At 40.7% G+C, this 21,001-nt stretch carries 7 protein-coding genes and 1 pseudogene; 7 read left to right on the forward strand and 1 reads right to left on the reverse strand.

Going from position 1 to position 21,001, the window contains the following annotated elements; all coding sequences use genetic code 11:
- Nucleotides 1-4 precede the first annotated feature (4 nt).
- The gene (locus ACDG22_RS07720; protein ID WP_270212577.1) at nucleotides 5-2,161 is read right to left on the reverse strand and encodes a glycoside hydrolase family 3 C-terminal domain-containing protein; all 2,157 of its coding nucleotides are present in this window, start codon (nucleotides 2,159-2,161) and stop codon (nucleotides 5-7) included.
- A gap of 254 nt (nucleotides 2,162-2,415) precedes the next feature.
- On the opposite strand from ACDG22_RS07720, the pseudogene ACDG22_RS07725 reads away from it, so the two are divergent.
- The 7 genes and pseudogenes from ACDG22_RS07725 to ACDG22_RS07755 all read left to right on the forward strand — a co-directional run bounded on the left by ACDG22_RS07725 (nucleotide 2,416) and on the right by ACDG22_RS07755 (nucleotide 20,996).
- Nucleotides 2,416-4,824 (forward strand): annotated as a pseudogene (locus ACDG22_RS07725) (glycoside hydrolase family 127 protein).
- 221 nt (nucleotides 4,825-5,045) lie between these two features.
- Nucleotides 5,046-8,219: a SusC/RagA family TonB-linked outer membrane protein gene (locus tag ACDG22_RS07730; RefSeq protein ID WP_270668964.1), complete on the forward strand. Its 3,174-nt coding sequence runs from the start codon at nucleotides 5,046-5,048 to the stop codon at nucleotides 8,217-8,219.
- A 26-nt stretch (nucleotides 8,220-8,245) separates the two neighbouring features.
- A complete protein-coding gene (locus tag ACDG22_RS07735) occupies nucleotides 8,246-9,979 on the forward strand; it encodes a RagB/SusD family nutrient uptake outer membrane protein (protein WP_178270172.1) in 1,734 nt (577 codons plus the stop codon).
- 14 nt (nucleotides 9,980-9,993) lie between these two features.
- Nucleotides 9,994-11,796: a hypothetical protein gene (locus tag ACDG22_RS07740; RefSeq protein ID WP_270230841.1), complete on the forward strand. Its 1,803-nt coding sequence runs from the start codon at nucleotides 9,994-9,996 to the stop codon at nucleotides 11,794-11,796.
- Between the two features lie 78 nt (nucleotides 11,797-11,874).
- Nucleotides 11,875-13,578 carry a cellulase family glycosylhydrolase gene (locus tag ACDG22_RS07745; protein ID WP_270230840.1) on the forward strand — a complete coding sequence of 568 codons (1,704 nt, stop codon included), beginning with the start codon at nucleotides 11,875-11,877 and terminating at the stop codon, nucleotides 13,576-13,578.
- 359 nt (nucleotides 13,579-13,937) lie between these two features.
- Entirely contained in the window at nucleotides 13,938-17,960 is a 4,023-nt protein-coding gene (locus ACDG22_RS07750) for a two-component regulator propeller domain-containing protein (RefSeq protein ID WP_442439629.1), read from the forward strand.
- Nucleotides 17,961-18,113: 153 nt separating this feature from the next.
- The gene (locus ACDG22_RS07755; RefSeq protein WP_270212570.1) at nucleotides 18,114-20,996 is read left to right on the forward strand and encodes a TIM-barrel domain-containing protein; all 2,883 of its coding nucleotides are present in this window, start codon (nucleotides 18,114-18,116) and stop codon (nucleotides 20,994-20,996) included.
- Nucleotides 20,997-21,001: the final 5 nt, after the last annotated feature.

Genomic DNA, 21,001 nt, shown 5'->3' on the forward strand with positions numbered 1-21,001 from the left:
AGGTTTATTCTTCTGTTCGGAATGTTGTCCGTAAACGGATGTCCGATGATGAGGCTCCTATTTCCAGTGTCATTTCTTTGTCAGGAAGAATGAAACGGTTCTGCTTTTCATCCCATACTTGTAACTCCGTATAAGGGACGGTTAACTCTACTTTTTTCGTTTCTCCTTTACGTAGACTGATGCGCTGGAATGCTTTCAGTTGTTTGATAGGATCTTTGTCCGTATGTTTTCGTGCGGAAACGTAAAGTTGTACAACCTCATCACCATCCATATCGCCGGAATTTTTCAGGTTGAAGCATACCCTTAAGGTATCGCCACGTTCAATAACACGGTCATTGAGAGTTGTTCCAGAGTAATTAAAGCGGGTATAGCTTAGTCCATAACCAAAAGGATATAATGGCTTTTCTTTAAAATACATATATGTCCGACCGTGAGTAATATCGTAATCCATCATGTGAGGAAGGTCGGTGATATTTTTCACCCAGGTTTGGGTTAGTCTGCCTGCCGGATTATAATGTCCGAATATAACATCGCTTACAGCATGTCCCAACTCCTGACTGCATTGGGTGAGATGAAGCAGAGCGGGTACTGTCTGGTTGGCTCGATTGATGGCATAAGGAAAGCTGCTGATCAATACTCCAATTGTATTGGGATTAGTTTGAGCAACTTGTAAAAGCAAATCTTCTTGATCCAGTTGTAGCGACTGGCGGTCGACGGCTTCTTTTCCTTCACTTATGACGGGAGCTTGTTCCCAGCCGGCATTGCAGGTAGGATGGTTGCCGACACATACAATGGCAACATCTGCCCATGCTGCAACCGTGCGTGCGCTGTCCATTCGGTTGGTTTTTACATATCGTACTTCAATATCGTTACCTGCTTCCTCGCGAATAGCATCAAGTACATTTACTGTATAAAAAGGTTTGCCGGCATACCAGTCTTGCAGGACCTCAGTCGCACGTTGTCCGATGACTGCTATCTTCTTTATCTTATGTCTGTCAAGTGGAAGCAAATGGTCTTGATTTTTGAGTAAGACAATCGATTTAAGCGTAGCTTCGCGTACTAGTGCTTTGGTTTCCGGCTTGCTCCATGGAGCAATGGTATCAGTGACACCGATGGCTGCATAAGGATTGTCTTCTGCATGGTCCAGCAAACCAAGTTTGAGAGATATTCTGAGGTTTCCTCGGATTGCTTTTTCTATATCTTCCACACTAATGAGTTTTCGGTGCAGTGCTTCGTATACGGCATCCTTATATTCATCCAGAAACTTCGTAATACCTGCTTTGATGCATGCAGCTGCCGCAGCTGCCCGGTCGTTGTCAAAACGTTTATGGTCGCTCAACAGCAGTCGGAATGCTCCTCCGTCGGTCAGTAGCGTACCGTTCAGTCCCCATTCTTTCATGACGATGTTTCGTAATACGGGGTGCATGATACACGGAGTTCCGTTGTAGGCGTTATAAGCAGTCATCAAAGCCTGTGATCCTCCTTCGGTTACTCCTTTATAAAAAGGATAAGCATAATATTCGCGGAACAGTTTGTCGGAATAGTTGGAAGAAGAAAATGTACGTCCGTATTCATTACTGTTCGATAAGAAGTGTTTCATAAGTGAAGCATTTCTCCAGTATTTAGGATGATCTCCCTGTATGCCTTTGATGAAAGCTACAGCAAGCCGTGAAGTAAGAAATGCATCTTCACCATAACATTCTTCAGTTCGTCCCCAGCGAGGATCTCTGCCCAAGTCTACATTGGGAGTCCACATGATAAGTCCGCTTTTCCGATATTTTGCGTTTTGAAAGAGATAACGGTTTTCTGTACTGATGTAAGTTGCTACTCGATGTAGTAAGTCGGTATCCCAAGTCTCTCCCAGTCCGTAAGCTTGCGGAAAGCCTGTTGTTGGAGTATTAGCTCTGTCGCCGTATGTTGGTCCTCCCAGTACGATTCCGTGCAGTCCTTCTACACTTCCTGATGCTTGTATTCCCAGGCGGGGGACTTGAGTATTGTTTCCCAAAGCATCCACTTTTTCGTCGAGAGTCATTCGCGCAATCAAATCATCAAGCCGTTGTTCTTCGTTTATTGCCGGATCGTTAAATACATTTTGGGCATGTATGATTCCTGTAGTACTTGCTATGAGCAAGGTGAAAAAAAGTTTCCTATGTGTTTTCATAATGTGATGTTATTAAAGACTGATACAAAACTAATGGAAAGCGTTTTTTAATGGAATGAAAAATGTTTCACAAAAGGGTATAAAATGTTTTCACCTCTTCTGAAACAGGGAAAATACTGTCTTTTTGATGCAGAGAAAAACAAAATGTACCATATAAAGAAACAAATTTATACCAGTTTGCAAATATGTCTTTTTTACATTTGTATTATACGATTGAGATTTTGAATCAATATGGAAAACACAAAAATAAACCTATGAAAAAACTGATAATTTCTGCATTGCTTTTGGGAATAACAGGAGGTGGAATTTATGCTCGTGAAAAGGTGATATCTCACGGTTATCCTATAACTCCAGTACCTTTTACATCTGTGAAATTGACGGATTCATTTTGGGGACAACGTTTACAGGCAAGTCGTGAAGTTACCATTCCACTGGCTTTTAGTAAATGTGAAGAAACTGGACGTTATAAAAATTTTGAAATGGCTGCCCACCCCAGTGACAGCAATAAAGTGACGGGATATTCTTTTGATGACACTGATGTATATAAAACCATTGAAGGAGCAAGTTATCTGTTTCAGACTTATCCGGATAAACGACTAAAGAAATACATAGACAGTGTGCTGGTCATTGTTGCCGGTGCACAGGAGCCTGACGGCTATCTATATACTTCACGCACTATGAATCCGGCACATCCACATCAATGGGCTGGCAGTCGGCGTTGGGAAAAAGTGGAAGAGCTAAGTCATGAATTTTATAACTTGGGACATATGATTGAAGGGGCCATAGCTCATTATCAGGCTACGGGACAACGTAATTTTTTTGATATTGCAATTCGCTATGCAGATTGTGTCTGTAGGGAGATAGGGGAAGGACCGGGAAAACTGGTACGTGTACCCGGACATCAGATTGCGGAAATGGCTTTGGCTAAACTTTATCTTGTAACGGGTGAACAGAGATATCTTGATATGGCAAAATTCTTTCTGGATAAGCGCGGATATACTTCCCGAAGGGATGCATATAGTCAGGCACATAAGCCAGTTGTAGAACAAGATGAAGCTGTCGGACATGCAGTGCGTGCTGCATATATGTATGCCGACATGGCAGATGTTGCGGCACTTACAGGCGATACTGCTTATGTGCATGCTATAGACCGGATTTGGGAAAATATAGTATCAAAGAAATTATATATTACAGGAGGTATCGGAGCGACAAGCAACGGAGAGGCTTTTGGCAAGAACTATGAACTTCCTAATATGTCGGCTTATTGTGAAACTTGTGCGGCTATTGGAAATGTGTATGTCAATTACCGGCTGTTTTTATTACATGGAGATGCAAAATATTATGATGTACTTGAACGTACATTATATAATGGACTGATTTCGGGAGTTTCTCTTGATGGTGGTAAATTCTTTTATCCTAATCCACTGGAGTCTATGGGGCAACATCAACGTCAGCCTTGGTTCGGATGTGCATGCTGTCCTTCCAATATCTGTCGTTTTATACCTTCTGTCCCCGGCTATATATATGCTGTGAAAGACAAGGATGTATATGTTAATCTGTTCATGTCGAATGATGTTACACTGAATGTAGGAGGTAAGAAGGTTTCTCTCTCGCAGACAACTTCGTATCCGTGGAATGGAGATATCCAGCTTAGGATTACTCATAACTCTGCAAAGGATTTTACACTGAAAATCCGTATTCCTGGTTGGGTACGAAATCAGGTTGTCCCTAGTAATTTGTATGCATACACGGATGAGTTTGATCCTTCATATCGTGTGATGGTGAACGGTGAAGAAGTTCATGCCGATTTGCAAGATGGCTATTTTTCTATTAACCGCCAATAGAAGAAAGGAGATTCAGTGGAAGTACATTTTGATATGAATGTGCGTACAGTTACAGCCAATAATAAAGTAGAAGCCGATCGGGGACGTGTAGCTATAGAACGTGGACCTGTCGTTTATTGTGCTGAGTGGGCAGATAATGATTTTGATGTATTAAGTGTACTCTTGAATCCTCGTTCGGAGTTTAAAGTAATCGAGAGGAAAGATTTGCTTTGTGGCATTAATCAGATTCAGACACAGGCACAGTCGCTGGAATATGATAAGGCAGGACGGTTGCTGGTAAAAGACCGTATACTGACACTGATTCCTTATTATGCATGGGCACATCGTGGAACTGGGAATATGGCAGTGTGGTTACCGGATGAAGTCAATGCAACTCGTCCGAAAGCTATTCCTGCTTTGGCTTCAAAAAGTAAGATAGATGCATCACATAAAATACCGACATTATTTTCTGTTGCCGATGGACTAATACCTCAGGATGAAAATGACCGTACAATTCCTTATTACCACTGGTATCCTAAAACTGGTACGACCGAATGGATTTCTTATGAATTTCCGGAAGAAGTGCAGGTTTCCACTTCGACTGTTTATTGGTTTGATGACACTCCTTGGGGCAGTTGCAGCATTCCGAAATCATGGAAGATTTATTATAAAAATGCTGAAGGAAAATGGCTCCCTGTAGAGAATCTGAATGCATACAGTATCATTAAAGGAGAGGGAAGTGCTGTTAAATTTAAAACAGTGAAAACGAAAGCAATAAAATTGGAAGTCGTACTTCCCGCTGAAAAAACAGCGGGTATATATGAATGGCAAGTAAAGTAAGATAAAGAGATTGATTATATTGTTTCTCTCTGATAATTAACTTTTTATCTATATGGGTATAAAAAGTTATAAAGAGGTGATATAAACAAAATATACCCTATAGGGAAACAAAACCGTACCTCTAAGATTCTTCTTTTTGGTTTACTTTGCAATGTTGATGATATAATAATACTGGAAAGAAAAACATAATAAATGTAAACTTTAACTATAAACAATGTACCATGAGTAAACACTTATTCGTAAAATGCACAAACGTGCATCTATGTAGTCTTGCAATGGTAATGTTACTATTGTTCTTGCCTTCGATGGCAATAAAGGCTGCTTCTCAGAGTTTGACAGTTTCGGGAGTTGTTACTTCGGCAACAGACAAGATGCCTTTAATTGGCGTGAGTGTGTTGGTGAAAGGAACCACTAATGGAACTATTACGGATTTTGACGGAAACTACTCCTTGGGAGTGGAAAAAGGTCAGACTTTAGTATTTTCGTATATCGGTTTTGTTACACAAGAAATTGTTGTTGCCGATCAGAAAACATTAAATGTTGAAATGAAAGAAGATACCGAAACCCTCGAAGAAGTTGTGGTTGTAGGTTATGGTGTTCAGAAAAAGAAACTGGTAACCGGTGCTACTGTGCAGGTGAAAGGAGAAAGCTTGGCAAAGATGAATACTAACAGCCCTTTGCAGGCTATGCAGGGACAGACTCCGGGTGTGAATATTTCTTCTACTTCTGGTCAGCCGGGTTCTGATATGAAGGTAAGTATCCGTGGTTTGGGTACAGTAGGAAATGCTTCTCCTCTTTATTTGATTGATGGTGTTGGTGGTGATATTTCAACATTGAATCCTGCCGATATCGAAAGTATTGATGTCTTGAAGGATGCTGCTTCTGCCGCTATTTATGGTGCACAGGCTGCCAATGGTGTTGTCTTGATTACTACTAAATCTGGAAAAGAAGGTAAGGCACAGATTGCTTTCGATGCTTATTACGGTGTACAGAATGTAGCTCGTAAGGCTGATATGCTGAATGCACAAGAATACATGACTATCATGGACGAACAGGCTGTCAATTCAGGTAATGCTCCTTATGACTGGAGTTCATTTAAAAGTATTTATGATGCCAATGGAAATGTCTATGATACTGATTGGGTAGATTCTATGTTTAAGGATAACGCTCAGACACAGAGCTATACATTGGGTGTTACTGGTGGATCGAAAACATCAACTTACGCTATGTCTTTGGGATATATGAGCCAGGAAGGTATTGTAGGTGGTAAGGATGTTTCAAACTATGAACGTTATAATTTCCGTATCAATTCGGAACATAAGATTTTTAAGGATTCGGATTTGTTGAAGGTTGGCGAACAAGTTAGTTTCGTTTATAAATTAAATAATGGTGTTTCAGTAGGTAATCAATATAACAATACATTAAGAGGAGCGTTCAGTACTTCTCCTTTATCGCCGATTTATAGTGATAACAATATTTATGATTCTCCTTACAACGATACTTCCAATTCTGATTGGTATAACGGCGACGGTAATCCTTATGGATTAATGATGACAAACACAAATAATGAAAATAAAAATGCTGTTTTTTCTGGTAATGTTTATGCTGAATTGCAGCCTGTGAAAAATTTGAAATTGAGAACTGTTTTTGGTGCTGTTTACGGCTCTTCTGAATATCGTAGTTTTACTCCGATGTATCAGTTCTCTATTTACAGCTACAACAATACACGTACTTCTGCTTCACAGAATATGAGTCACAGCTTGGGTATGACTTGGACTAATACAGCTACTTACGACTGGAAAGTAAAAGATCATGCTTTCAATGCGTTGATTGGTATGGAAGTTTATCAGTATTCAGGAACTTATCTTTCTGCCGGTACAGGTACACTGAGAGAAGGTTTCGACGATTGGGATCATGCTTATGTTGCAAACGGTACAGCATCGAGTGCAGACGATGGTATGTCGGTTGACGGATATCCTCAGGATGAAAGCCGCTCAGTTTCTTACTTCGGACGTTTTGGATGGAACTGGAAAGAAACATATATGATTAACGCTACTTTGCGTGCCGATGGTTCTTCTAAGTTTGCAAGAGGTAAACGTTATGGTGTATTCCCTTCTGTATCTGCCGGATGGACTATTTCGAACGAGAAGTTTATGGAAACTACTCAGAACTGGTTGGATTTCTTGAAATTACGTATCAGCTGGGGACAGGTTGGTAATCAGAATATAGACAATTACCAGTATACAGCTCCTATTACTTCTTCGAATACACATTATATTTTCGGAACTAATTATGGCGCTTCTGCTCAGTCTAGTTATTGGGGAGCATATCCAAGCCGTCTGGCAAACTCTGATGTAACATGGGAAACTTCAGAACAGACTAACATCGGTATTGATGCACGTTTCTTGAGAAGCCGTTTGAGCTTGACTGCCGATTTCTATATCAAGACTACCAAAGACTGGTTGGTTGAGGCTCCTATTCTGGCTACAGCTGGTACTGGTGCACCATACATCAATGGTGGTGATGTGAAAAATACCGGTATTGAACTGGCTTTGAACTGGAATGATCAGATCGGAAGTGATTTTAGCTATAATGTTGGTATCAACGGAGCTTACAATAAAAATAAGGTAGGTAACATTCCGACTGAAGATGGAATTATTCATGGTGATGTCAATATGTTGTATGATAACTCTCCTGAATTCTATCGTGCAGAGAATGGTCATGCTATCGGTTATTTCTGGGGATATCAGACAGCTGGTATTTTCCAGAACAAGGAACAGATTGCAAACTGGAATGCTGACGGAAAACATGGTATTTTACAGTCTGATCCTCAGCCGGGTGATGTGATTTATGTCGACCAGAACCAGGATGGTATCATTGACGATAACGATAAAGTAGATCTGGGTAACGGTACTCCTGATTTTACCTATGGCTTTAACCTTGGCTTCAATTATAAGAACTTTGACTTCTCGTTGGTGGCATATGGAGCTGCAGGCAATCAGATTGTACAGTCTTATAGAAACCATGCAAACAGCAAAGCCAATTATACTTCAGCTATATTGGACAGATGGACTGGTGAAGGTACTTCAAACAGAATTCCGCGTGTGACTAATACTAATATCAACTGGCAGTTCTCTGATTTGTATATACAGGATGGCGATTATCTTCGTATCAGTAATATCACGTTGGGATACGATTTTGCCAAGTTGATAAATGTGAAGGCTATCAGTCAGGCACGTTTGTACTTCCAGGTACAGAATGCATTTACATTTACCAAGTATGACGGTATGGATCCGGAAATCGGTTACGGTACTTCCGACTGGGTTTCTGGTATCGATTTAGGATATTATCCTCGTCCACGTACCTTCTTGGTTGGTGTTAATCTGAAATTCTAATTTATAAATTTTAAAAGAACATCTCTATGAATAAATTTAAACTATATATGTTGGGACTGGGGCTGGCTTCTATGGGATTGGTCTCATGTACCGCTGGTTTCCTGGATGTGGAATCTAAAACAGAATCAACGACAGACAATTTCTATCGTACTGAGAGTGATGCATGGCGTGCACTGATTGGTTGTTACGATGGATGGCAATGTACAAGTTCTAGTGCAGGATGTGCATTCTATTTTGCCTCAGAAGTTATGGCTGATGAATGTTTTGCCGGCATGGGAAATACAGATGCCCGTAATTATCAGGTACTCGACCGTTTTGATGTCAATCAGTCGCCTTCGGATATGAATATTCTGGAAACAGAATGGACTAATTATTATGCAGCAGTATATCGTTGTAATGAATTGCTGGCTCATGAAAGCCAGATAGCTTGGAGCAGCGAAGAAACAAAAGGTACTTATCTGGGCGAATGTCGTGCGATAAGAGCATTATGTTATTTTGATATGGTACGTATGTGGGGAAATATTCCTTTGTTTACTGAACCTGTCAATGAAAATCGTCCACAGTCAGATCCGGATGAAGTCTATAATGTAATATTCAGTGATTTGCTGTATGCTGTCAATAATATTCCGGCTAGTGCTTATCCGAAGAGTGCGGCAGCATCAAATGATGGTCATATTACCAAATATGCAGCATCAGCTCTTTTGGCCAGAGTATATCTGTTCTATACCGGTTATTATGGAAAGGAACCTCAGGTAGAAGGTGTAACAAAGAGCACTGTTTTGCAGGGACTGGAAGATTTCATCGCTGTTGCCGAATCTGAAGGCTACGGACTGGTAGACGAATTTAAAAATTTGTGGCCTGCTGCTTCTACTACATGGGCTTTAAATAAGAGTACTGACGATTACGAACAAACTTCTACTTATGCTGGCGACGGTAATAAAGAAGTTGTTTTGGCACAGAAGTTTAACTATACTCAAGACTATAACGGAAACAATGATGGTAACCGCTGGCTGGTTAACATGGGATTACGTAACTATCTGGGACATGCACCTTACGGAAGAGGCTGGGGAGGATGTACAGTAAATCCTAAGATGTGGACATCATACGGTACAGGTGATGAACGTCGTGAAGCTTCTATCATTAATCTGGTAAGTGAGGGTATTTCTGATGAAGCTGATTTTGAAACTTCTTATAAAGACCAGCGTGAATACACCGGATATACAGTGAAGAAATATACTCCGATGTCTAAATGGATGAAAGACGAAGCTAGTGGTGCCTGGTCGCTGGTTGATGAAATTTCAGGTCTTGGAGAAGGAGATTTCCAGATTTCTCAATATCAGAATTTCATTGTAATGCGTTATGCTGATGTCTTGTTGATGGCCGCAGAGCTGGGAAGTCCAAATGCACAAGAGTATTTGAATAAAGTTCGCCAGCGTGCTTATACTTCTGAGGATGAAGATGGTAGTCTGACTCTTTCAAGCAACTATCGTGAAGTGACAGCTACAAAAGATAATATCATGAATGAACGTATGCTGGAGTTTGCTTTCGAAGGACAGCGTTATTGGGACTTGTTACGTCAGGGAGTAGAATATGCCGCTTCTCAGATTGCAACCAATACTTCTGTAACCAGTGGTGGCAATCCTGATAATGTAACTATTAAGGAATCAGATATCGTAAAGAAGCAGGGACTCTCTCAGATACCTAACAATCAGATTACATTATCAAATGGGGTATTGAAACAAAATGAAGGTTGGAATTAAAAATACAAGAAGTTATGAAAAAACTGATATCTAAATTATATATTGCATGGCTGATTATAACAGTCGGACTGTTTTCGGCATGTACTCCCGATTCCTTTGAACTGGAAGGGAAAGACGTTACCGTAGACGATCTGGTAGAAGGAATAGCTTTCTCTATCACTCACGATTCGGAAAATCCAAATATTGTTTATCTGAAGAGTTTAATGCCTTCAAGTTATCAGGTTTGCTGGCAACATCCTCAGGGAAGAAGTCAGGAAAGAGAAGTAACATTGCAAATGCCTTTTGAGGGAGAGTATGAAGTGACTTTCGGTGTTCAGACAAGAGGTGGTATTGTTTATGGTAATCCGGCAACATTTACAATAGATAGCTTCTGTGCAGATTTCGTAAATGATGATTTGTGGACATATCTTACCGGAGGTGTAAACAATAAAAAAGTATGGATATTCGATAATGGATCGTATGGCTATGCTGCTGGAGAAATGACTTATGCCGATCCTAGTACAACAGTAGAATGGAATAACTGGAGTGCTAACTGGGATCCGGGAGTAGGTCATACTGCTGATGATGCTATTTGGGAAAGTACCATGACATTTGGTCTGAAAGGTGGAGCAAACGTGACTGTTTACAATTCTTCTTCGAAAGAAACTGCTTCTGGTACGTTCATGCTTAATACAAGCAATCATACAATCACATTTACTGACTGTGGACTGCTGCATACTCCTTCTTGGAGCGACAGAAGTACTAACTGGAGCCGCGACTTGAAGTTGCTCGAATTGGATGAAAACCATATGCGTATTGGAGTAATGCGTGATAACAGTGAAGGTCCGTGGTGGTTAATCTGGAACTTCGTTTCGAAAGAATATGCTGACAATTATGTGCCTGAAGATAAACCAGATCCAGAACCAGCTTTGCCCGACGGATGGGAAGATATGGTATCGGAAGTGGTTACCAGCAAAATAAAATGGACAATGTCGGCCGATGTTCCTTTTGACTGGGCAAATCTGGACGGTAGTCTGATGAATAACTTTACTGCTGGCAATTATCCAGACTGGGCAACACCTGTTAGCGGATTGGATCAGCTTTCTATGACTCTCGATTCAAAAACTATGACTTATGAGTTTGCAATGCCTGACGGTACTACTGCAAGTGGAACTTATACATTGGATGAAAAGGGTATTTATACCTTTAGTGGAAATGTTCCTTCTTATCATATCGGTGGTGGTGATATCATGTTTGGAGCTGATGGCAATAATCAGTTACGTATTTTGAGCATTGAGTCAGCTGCCGGTAATGTTATGGGAATGTGGGTAGGTGCACGCAGTGCTGAAAAAGATGAATACCAGGCTTATCACTTTATTCCTAATGCAGGAGGAGGAACCTCACAGCCGGAGGCTACATCGATAGCTGTAGACAACTCTAAACTGGTTTGGGGACATCTGGAAACCGATAAGAATAATTTCCGTATCGAGCTTTATAATATGTATGGCGAAACTGCATCTGCCAGTCCGATTGATCCGGCAAGCATTGTTTTCGATTATTCGATGGAACTGACATTTACTATCAGTGGCCTTACTGGAGATGCTGCTACCAAAGAATATAATGCAGGACTGATGTGTACTGCTGATGGATGGTGGCCTGCTTATTCAGGTACAAGCGATGTGAAGGTGAAAGGTAACGGTACTTATACCATCAAGATGAAACCGGAAGCTGCTTATAATGGTGTCATTGTATTTGTAATCGATATCTTCGATATGTTCAGTGATATAGCTGATCTGGATGCTGTAAATGTTACAATTGACAGTCTGAAAATTTTGTAATACAAATATAAAGAGGCATACATATTGATGGCTGCTGCCAGATATGTATGCCTCTTAAACTATTAACCATAACGAACTATGAAAAATACTTTTATTTATTTTCTGGGAACTCTTACTTGTTTAATGAGTTTGCTGTTGAGTGCTTGCTCTGAAGATGATGCTACCGGTGCTCCATATCTGAAGATTTCGAAAGAGGAACTGGTTTTTGGAAAGCATGAAGGTGAAGCTCTTTTGTATATACAGTCTAATGCTGTTTATGAAGTAACTTCCGATGCAGCCGACTGGTGTTCTGTTGTTCAACAAGTTTCAACATCCGAAAAAACAGCTAAATATTTGGTACATGTCACAGAAAATCCGAATACAGAAAATCGAACAGCTGTAATTACAGTAAAAGGAGCTGAGGTAAATGGAACGGTGAAGGTGGTACAGACAGCCAATGACTATTTGCTGGTAGAACAACATGAATACACGTTGCCTGGTGAAGGAGGAGAATTTACAGTACAGATGCAGACTACCGGTGATTGTCAGATTGACATTAATGCAGACTGGATTCAACATGTGGATACACGTGCGGTAGAAACACGTACTGAAACATTCATGGTGGCTCAGAATGCAACAGGAGAGATACGTACTGCTACCATTGTATTTACATTGGATAATCTGACAGAATCTGTTACTGTTACTCAGGAAGCTCTTTCTGTACCTGAAGCTGACAAGACTGGAATGGAACAGGATGCTCCTGAATTGATGAAAAATATCAAAACAGGATGGAACTTGGGAAACTCACTGGAGGCAACAGGTGGTGAAACTGCTTGGGGAAATCCTGCTACAACCCTTGCCATGATAGACAAGATACGTGAGATGGGATTCAACGCTGTACGTATTCCGTGTGCATGGGATCAGTATCTGAGTGATGAAACTACTTACGAAATAAAATCTTCATGGTTGTCACGTGTGAAGGAAGTGGTGGATTATTGCATGCAGAACGATTTATATGCTATTCTGAATATACACTGGGATGGCGGATGGCTTGAAAATGATATTCCCAACGGATATAGTGAAGAGGTAAATAATAAGCAGAAAGTATTGTGGACACAGATTGCCACCTATTTCCGCGACTATGATGAACATTTGCTGTTTGCCGGATGTAATGAGCCTAATGTAGAAGATGAAGATGATATGGCTACTTTGCTGAAATACGAACAGACTTTTGTGGATGCTGTAAGAGCTACCGGTGGAAAGAATGTTTACCGTAACCTGATTGTTCAGGGACCTTCTACTGACATAGACAAAACGATGCAGTATATGACTTCTTTGCCTGTTGATATGACTCCTGACCGCTTGAGTGTGGAAGTGCATTATTATAGTTCCTGGCAGTTCTGTGGAATGGAAAATGATGAAAGCTGGGGAAAGGCTTTCTATTTCTGGGGTGAGGAAAACAAAAAATATGCTACCGGAACGTATGAAGGCAGATGGGATAATATCTGTGGGGAAGATTATATAAAGTCGCAGTTCCAGAAGCTGAAAGAGAAGTTTACCGATCAGGGAGTACCTGTTATTATTGGAGAATTTGCAGCTGTCCGTCGTACTTTGTCCGATCAGCAGGCTCAGGAAGGACATGATTTGTCGCGTGCCGCTTTCGATAAGTGTGTTGTACGCGAGGCCAATGCTCGTGGACTCGTTCCGTTCTACTGGGATAGAGGTGATGGAGTGTTCGACCGTAAAAATTTGCAGGTTTATGATGAACTGGAATATAATGGATTGATGGAAGGTATAAAATAAATACTAGTTTTGCCCTTCACACCTTTTACTTATTTGTGTAAGTGTGAAGGGCTTTTTATATATGGAACAAAAACATGCTGTTCTTTCTCAGAAAAGATCAGCATGTTTTGTTTTATTTATGCTGATGTTTTTTGAAAATTTGTACAAAGAAAAAGTAACTCATCTTGATATTTTTTATAGTATTCGGGAATGGGTATGCAACTCCTTTTATTTCAGATAGATAAATCGTTTTTTTGCTTATGCGGAATACAACGATAACAGATTGAGTTAGTCATTGTGTCGAGAGAGAAAAAAGGAAGTAAAAGGTTTGTTTGCTTTACAAAAATTTACTTTCTTTGCTTTAGAAATTGATATGTGATATGATAAGAATATACACTTTGCTAGCCTTGCTTTTTTCATTGCTTTCCCTGCATGCGCAGTCTTTCATGTTTAAGCATCTCGAAGTATCCGACGGATTATCAAATAATTCTGTACGGTGTATTTATAAAGACCGTGAGGGACTTATGTGGTTTGGTACATTAGCAGGGTTAAACTGTTACGATGGGTATACATTTAAGGTTTTTACTCGTCAGGAGTATAATCAGAATTCACTTCCTGATAACTTTATAGAGAGTATAGTAGAACTGCCTGACGGGCAATTTTGGGTAAAGACAGCAAAGGGGTATGTACTGTTTGACAAGGCAAAAGAAGTGTTTCAAACCGATTTAACTCCGTTTATGACTTCATTGGGAAGCAGAGGAGTTCCAAGTGATATCTTTGTCGATTCAAAGGAAAATGTTTGGATTTATGTAATGGGAGAGGGATGCTACCGGTATAATAAGAACAGTAAGCCGGCATGTTTTTCTTTTCAGGAACATAAATTGCCGTTGGTCGGTATTTCGGATATAGCAGAGTGTAAGGATGGAATTTTATTTGTCTATGATACAGGCTTGCTGGTTTGTGTTGATCGTGACCGGTTGACTGTCAGATGGATAAAGGAAGAAGTGAAGAATGATAACCAGGATGGTAAGCAAATAGATTTTTCCTTATTTGTCGATCGGGAGGAATGTATTTGGATATATAGTATCTCAGGCGTGTGGGTATACGATTTGGAGAAAGGAAAATGGCAGGAAGACGTTACGGAACGTTGGCGTAACCGTTCTGACTTTGTGCATAGCATTACGCAGGATGCTAAAGGCAGAATTTGGATGGGCAAGGATTATAGCGGTATAGATATTCTTACGAAAGCTGACGGACGAGTAGTATCTGTTTCTTCTGAGAAAAATACAGACCGGAGCCTATCTCATAATACGGTTTATACGTTGTATACAGACAGAGATGGAATTGTATGGGTTGGAACTTACAAGAAAGGTATCTCTTACTATGGCGAAAGCATATTTAAATTCGAAATAGATTATACAGGTGATGTGACAAGTATAGAGCCTGAAGGAAAAGATAAGGCATGGCTGGGTACAAATGACAATGGAGTAATGCTTTGGAACTATACTACTCGTCAAATAGAAAAACATTTTACATTGGGAGAAGAACCTGTTGTTGCTTTGCTGAGAGCTTCCGACGGAAAACTGTGGGTAGGCACATTCAATGGGGACTTGTATTGTATCGAAGGTACTGCGGTACGTTCGTTTAAAGCCGGTGATGGAAGTAAGCTTCTGAGTGATAAGATTTGGGCTTTGCAGGAAGACCGGAAAGGTAATATATGGATTGGCTTTTTGGATGCCGGTATTCAATGTCTGAATCCTTCTGATCATAGTTTTCAGACGATAGACTTGGAGAAGGCAGGCTTAAATGATAATCATATTGTTTCCTTGTGCTTTACCAATGAAAACGACCTGGTGATAGGTACTGCCAGTCAGGGAGTAGCTGTCTTTGATGTAGAAAGTCGTAAGATAAAGGCTGTTTTGCAGGAAAAAGATAGTGTAGGAATTACTCATAATGAAATAAATCAGGTATTTAAAGATAGTCGGGGACTTGTATGGATTGCCACTCGTGGCGGGCTTAATATCTATAATGTAAAGTCTGGAAAAGTGAAGGGTTTGTCTGATGTCATGCCGGATAACGGAGGTATTATTGCAGGAGTGGCAGAAGATAATAGCGGAGATATGTGGGTAACATCGGCACGCCAGCTGATTCATCTGAATGTAACGAAAGGTGATACAGGTGAGTATCAGTTTGTTCCGCATGTATATAATGACAAAGATGGACTTCAAAATTGTGATTTTAATCTCAGGTCTATCCGTGAATTGAATAATGGAGCAATACTTTTAGGAGGACTGTATGGCATAAATGTATTTAGTCCGGAAAATGTCCGTTATAATAAATTACTTCCTAAGGTGTTGTTTGCTGGTCTTTCATTGTTCAACAAAGAAATACAGGTAGGCGAACGTGTAGACGGTCGTGTATTGTTGTCAGAATCTCTTAATCGTATAGGCAAACTTACGCTGGATTATAAGCAGAATATTTTTTCTATATTCCTGGCTTCCGACAATTTGCTTTTGCCGGAGAAAACACGCTATATGTATCAGCTTAAAGGTTTTAACAAAGAATGGCTTTCACTGCCTGAGGGCGTGCATAGTCTGACTTTTACAAATTTGGCTCCCGGAAAGTATATTCTGAGCGCGAAAGCTGTCAATAGCGACGGATATATCGGTCAGGATGTATCGAGTCTTGAAATAGAAGTCTTGCCTCCGTTCTGGATGTCCTGGTGGGCTTATTTATTGTATTTTATGATTGGTGTAGGACTACTGTTCCTGGCACGTTCCCGTTTGCTGAAGCGTGAGAGAGAAAAGTTCAAGTTACATCAGATAGAACTGGAAGTAGCCAAGAATGAGGAAGTAAATAATATGAAGTTCCGTTTCTTTACCAATATCAGTCATGAACTTCGTACTCCGCTGACTCTGATTATTGCTCCGCTGGAACAGATGCTGAAAGAAGAAAGCAATGATGAATCCCGAAAAATGAGACTTCAGCTCATGTACCGCAACGCACATCGTTTGCTAGCATTGGTCAATCAGTTGCTTGATTTCCGAAAAGGTGAAATGAGTTCTCATCATTTATCACTTTCTGAAGGAGATATCATTACTTACATACAAGGGGTATGCGATTCTTTCTTGCTGATGGCCGATAAAAAGCAGATACACTTTTCGTTCTTTTCGAGTGTGGATCATTTTACAATGGCTTTCGATGCCGACAAGGTAGGTAAGATTGTGATGAATCTGCTGGCTAATGCGTTTAAGTTCACTCCTGAAGGTGGCAGGGTTACGGTTATGGTAGAGCACATTCAGGAAGATATCGATGTGATAGAAATAAAGGTTGCCGATACAGGGGTAGGAATAAGTGATGCGGATAAGGAACATATATTCGATCGTTTTTATCAGACAGAAAACAAAGAAAACGTGGATGCAACGAGCGGTACAGGCATTGGATTAAGTCTGGTACACGATTTTGTTGCTTTACATGGAGGAGATGTCACAGTTTTCGATAATATCGGTAAAGGAGCTGTATTTGTTGTACATATACCGGTGAAGCATGTTGATGTGCAATATCATCCGGCTAACTCCATGCCGGTTCCGGATTTACTTCCTGAAGCAGCAGGACAGTCTAATGAAGAGGCCGACAAGAGCAAATTCCCATTGTTGCTGATTGTAGATGATAATGACGATTTCCGTCTGTTTATGGAGTATAGTCTGGGATTGCAGTATCGGGTGAAACTGGCATCGAACGGAAAAGAGGCATGGGATATCTTGCAAAACAGTGAAGAAATGCCCGACTTGGTGGTTAGTGATATTATGATGCCTGAAATGGATGGAAACGAATTGTGCCGTTTGATAAAAGAAGATAAACGTACAGCACACATTCCGGTGATTCTGCTTTCAGCTAAACAAAATACGGAATCGAAAGTGGAAGGATTGACCATGGGGGCAGATGATTATGTGACGAAACCGTTTAATATGACTATTTTGGTTCTGCGTATCAGAAAACTGATAGAATTAAGCCGTTATAATGTGTCAAAGGGTACTATCGATCCTGCGCCTAGTGATATTGTCATTACTTCTTTGGATGAAAAGCTGATAGAGAAAGCTATAAAATATGTAGAGGACAATATCTCTCGCAGTGATCTGTCGGTAGAAGAGCTGAGTCGTGAACTGGGCATGAGCAGGGTTCATTTGTATAAGAAGATGTTACAGATTACAGGAAAAACTCCTATCGAGTTTATTCGTGTAATTCGTCTGAAAAGAGCAGCTCAACTGTTGCGTGACAGTCAGCTTCATGTTTCGGAAATTGCTTTTCAGGTAGGATTTAATAATCCTAAGTATTTCAGTCGTTATTTTAAAGAAGAATTTGGGGTTTTGCCTTCTGCATATCAGGAAAGGGAAGATAAGTAACAAATTATACCTAAGTTAGAAACATTTGATAGACCTATGTATTGAAAACTTTCCCTTTTGTAAAACATTATAACTAGTTGTTTTATAGGGGAATGTTTAAATTTGCAATACGAGATAAAGATGTATTTAGTATTTAACTTTAAACATAGGTTTATGAATATGAAAAACATTTCTTACTGTTTGTTGGCGGGGCTGATTTTTGGGTCCTGCTCTGGCAAGGTCTATGAACAGACAGATAATGGTGTCATCGTTAAGGTTCAGCAAAAGGGAGGACAGGATACTCGCCTGGTTCGTTTTCAGGTAATGGGAGATAAGTTGATACATGTATCTGCTACTCCGGAAAGCAAATTTACCGATTCAAAGAGTCTGGTTGTTGTTCCTCAGGAAAAACAGACTCCGTTTACTGTTTCACAGCAGGGAGATACAATCACTGTTTCAACCAAAGAAGTCAAGGCTTTTGTTTTAAGCTCTACCGGTGAAGTCTGGTTTACGGATGAAAACGGAAAGATGATTCTTCAGGAAAATAAGGGGGGAGGAAAGACATTTACTCCTATCGAAGTGGAAGGTACCAAAGGATATTCAATCCGTCAGGTATTCGAATCTCCCGATGATGAAGCTTTTTATGGGCTGGGTCAGCATCAGGCAGAGGAATTCAACTATAAAGGAAAGAACGAAGAGTTGTTCCAGTATAATACAAAGGTATCTGTTCCATTCATTGTATCGAACAAGAATTATGGTGTTCTGCTGGACAGTTATTCTCTTTGTCGTTTTGGTAACCCCAATGACTATTCTCAGCTAGGACAGGTATTTAAACTATATGACAAGGACGGCAAGGAAGGAGCACTGACCGGTACTTATGTACCTGATGCGAAGTCAGGAGCAGAAACCATTGTTTGCCGTGAGCCTTCTCTTTATTTCGAACATCTGAAACGTGAAGACTTGTCGAAGGTAGTTAACCTGCCTGAGAATTTCCCGTTCATGGGAGCAAAAGTAACGTATGAAGGTATGATTGAACCTTCAGAATCGGGTGAGTTTAAGTTTATCCTTTATTATGCCGGTTATACGAAAGTATATATAAATAATGAACTGGTAGTTCCTGAACGCTGGCGTACGGCATGGAATCCGAACAGTTATAAATTTGCTGTCAACCTGGAAGCTGGAAAGAAAGTTCCTCTTAAAATAGAATGGGAGCCGGATGGAGCTGTTTCTTACTCGGGACTGCGTGTACTGAGCCCAGTTGATCCGAAAGAACAGGGCAAGCAGTCGTGGTGGAGTGAAATGACCAAGCAGCTTGATTATTATTTTGTAGCCGGTGATAATATGGATGATGTAATCAGCGGTTACCGTACTCTTACCGGAAAAGCTCCTATCATGCCGAAATGGGCAATGGGATTCTGGCAGAGCCGTGAAAAGTATAATACCTCTGATGAAATGCTTGGTGCATTGAAAGGTTTCCGCAACCGTCAGATTCCGATTGACAATATTGTCCTCGACTGGAATCACTGGCCGGAAGATGCCTGGGGAAGTCATGAATTCGACAAGAACCGTTTCCCTGATCCTCAGGCTATGGTCGACTCCATTCATGCCATGCACGGGCGTATGATGATTTCTGTATGGCCGAAATTCTATGTAACAACTGAACATTACAAGGAGTTTGATAAGAATGGCTGGATTTATCAGCAGTCAGTTAAGGACAGCCTGAAAGACTGGGTAGGTCCGGGTTATCATTATGGCTTCTATGATGCTTACGATGCAGATGCACGTAAATTGTTCTGGAAGCAGATGTACGAACATTATTATCCGTTGGGTATTGATGCCTGGTGGATGGATGCCAGCGAACCGAACGTACGCGACTGTACGGATTTGCAATATCGTAAGGATTTATGCGGTCCTACAGCATTGGGACCTTCTGCCGAATATTTCAATGCTTATGCACTGATGAATGCTGAAGCAATCTATGACGGCCAGCGCAGTGTAGACAATAATAAGCGTGTCTTCCTGCTAACCCGTTCTGGATTCGCCGGTTTGCAGCGTTATTCTACAGCTACATGGAGTGGTGATATAGGAACCCGCTGGGAAGATATGAAAGCACAGATTACTGCCGGATTGAATTTTGCAGTAAGCGGTATACCTTACTGGACAATGGATATTGGTGGTTTCTGTGTAGAGAACCGCTATGTAGCAGGACAGAAACAGTGGAATGAAACAAAAACAGAAAATGCTGATTATAAGGAATGGCGTGAACTGAATGCACGCTGGTATCAGTTTGGTGCATTCTGTCCGTTGTATCGTGCACACGGACAATATCCGTTCCGCGAAATATGGGAAATTGCTCCCGAAGGTCATCCGGCTTACAATTCGGTTGTTTACTATTCTAAACTGCGTTACCGCATGATGCCGTATATCTACTCATTGGCTGGTATGACATGGTTTAACGACTATACGATTATGCGTCCGCTGGTAATGGACTTTACTGCCGATACGAATGTAAACAATGTTGGCGATCAGTTCATGTTCGGTCCGTCATTCATGGTTTCTCCGGTTTATCACTACGGTGACAGAAGTCGTGAGGTATATTTCCCGAAATCAGCAGGATGGTACGACTTCTATACTGGCAAGTTCCAGGCAGGTGGTGAGAAGAAAATGGTAGATGCTCCTTACGAACGTATTCCGTTGTTCGTGCGTGCCGGTTCAATTGTACCTTTCGGTCCTGAGATCCAGTATACGGATGAAAAGCAGGCAGAACATATCAAGTTGTATGTTTATCAGGGTGCGGATGCTGCCTTTACTTTATATGAAGATGAAGGTGTAAACTATAATTATGAGCAAGGTAAATATGCGATGATTCCGATGACTTACAACGAAGCTAAAAAGCAATTGGTAATAGGAGAACGTACAGGTGAGTTTGACGGTATGTTGAAAGAACGTACATTCGAAATAATTCAAGTGAATGCCAATAGCCCGAAGCCGTTCGATATGAATGCTAAAGGTATTGTTGTAAAATATAATGGAACTTCACAAACCATTCAGTTGTAAAATTT

The sequence above is a fragment of the Phocaeicola coprocola genome (genome assembly GCF_041333015.1).
GTDB classification, from domain to species: Bacteria; Bacteroidota; Bacteroidia; order Bacteroidales; family Bacteroidaceae; genus Phocaeicola; species Phocaeicola coprocola.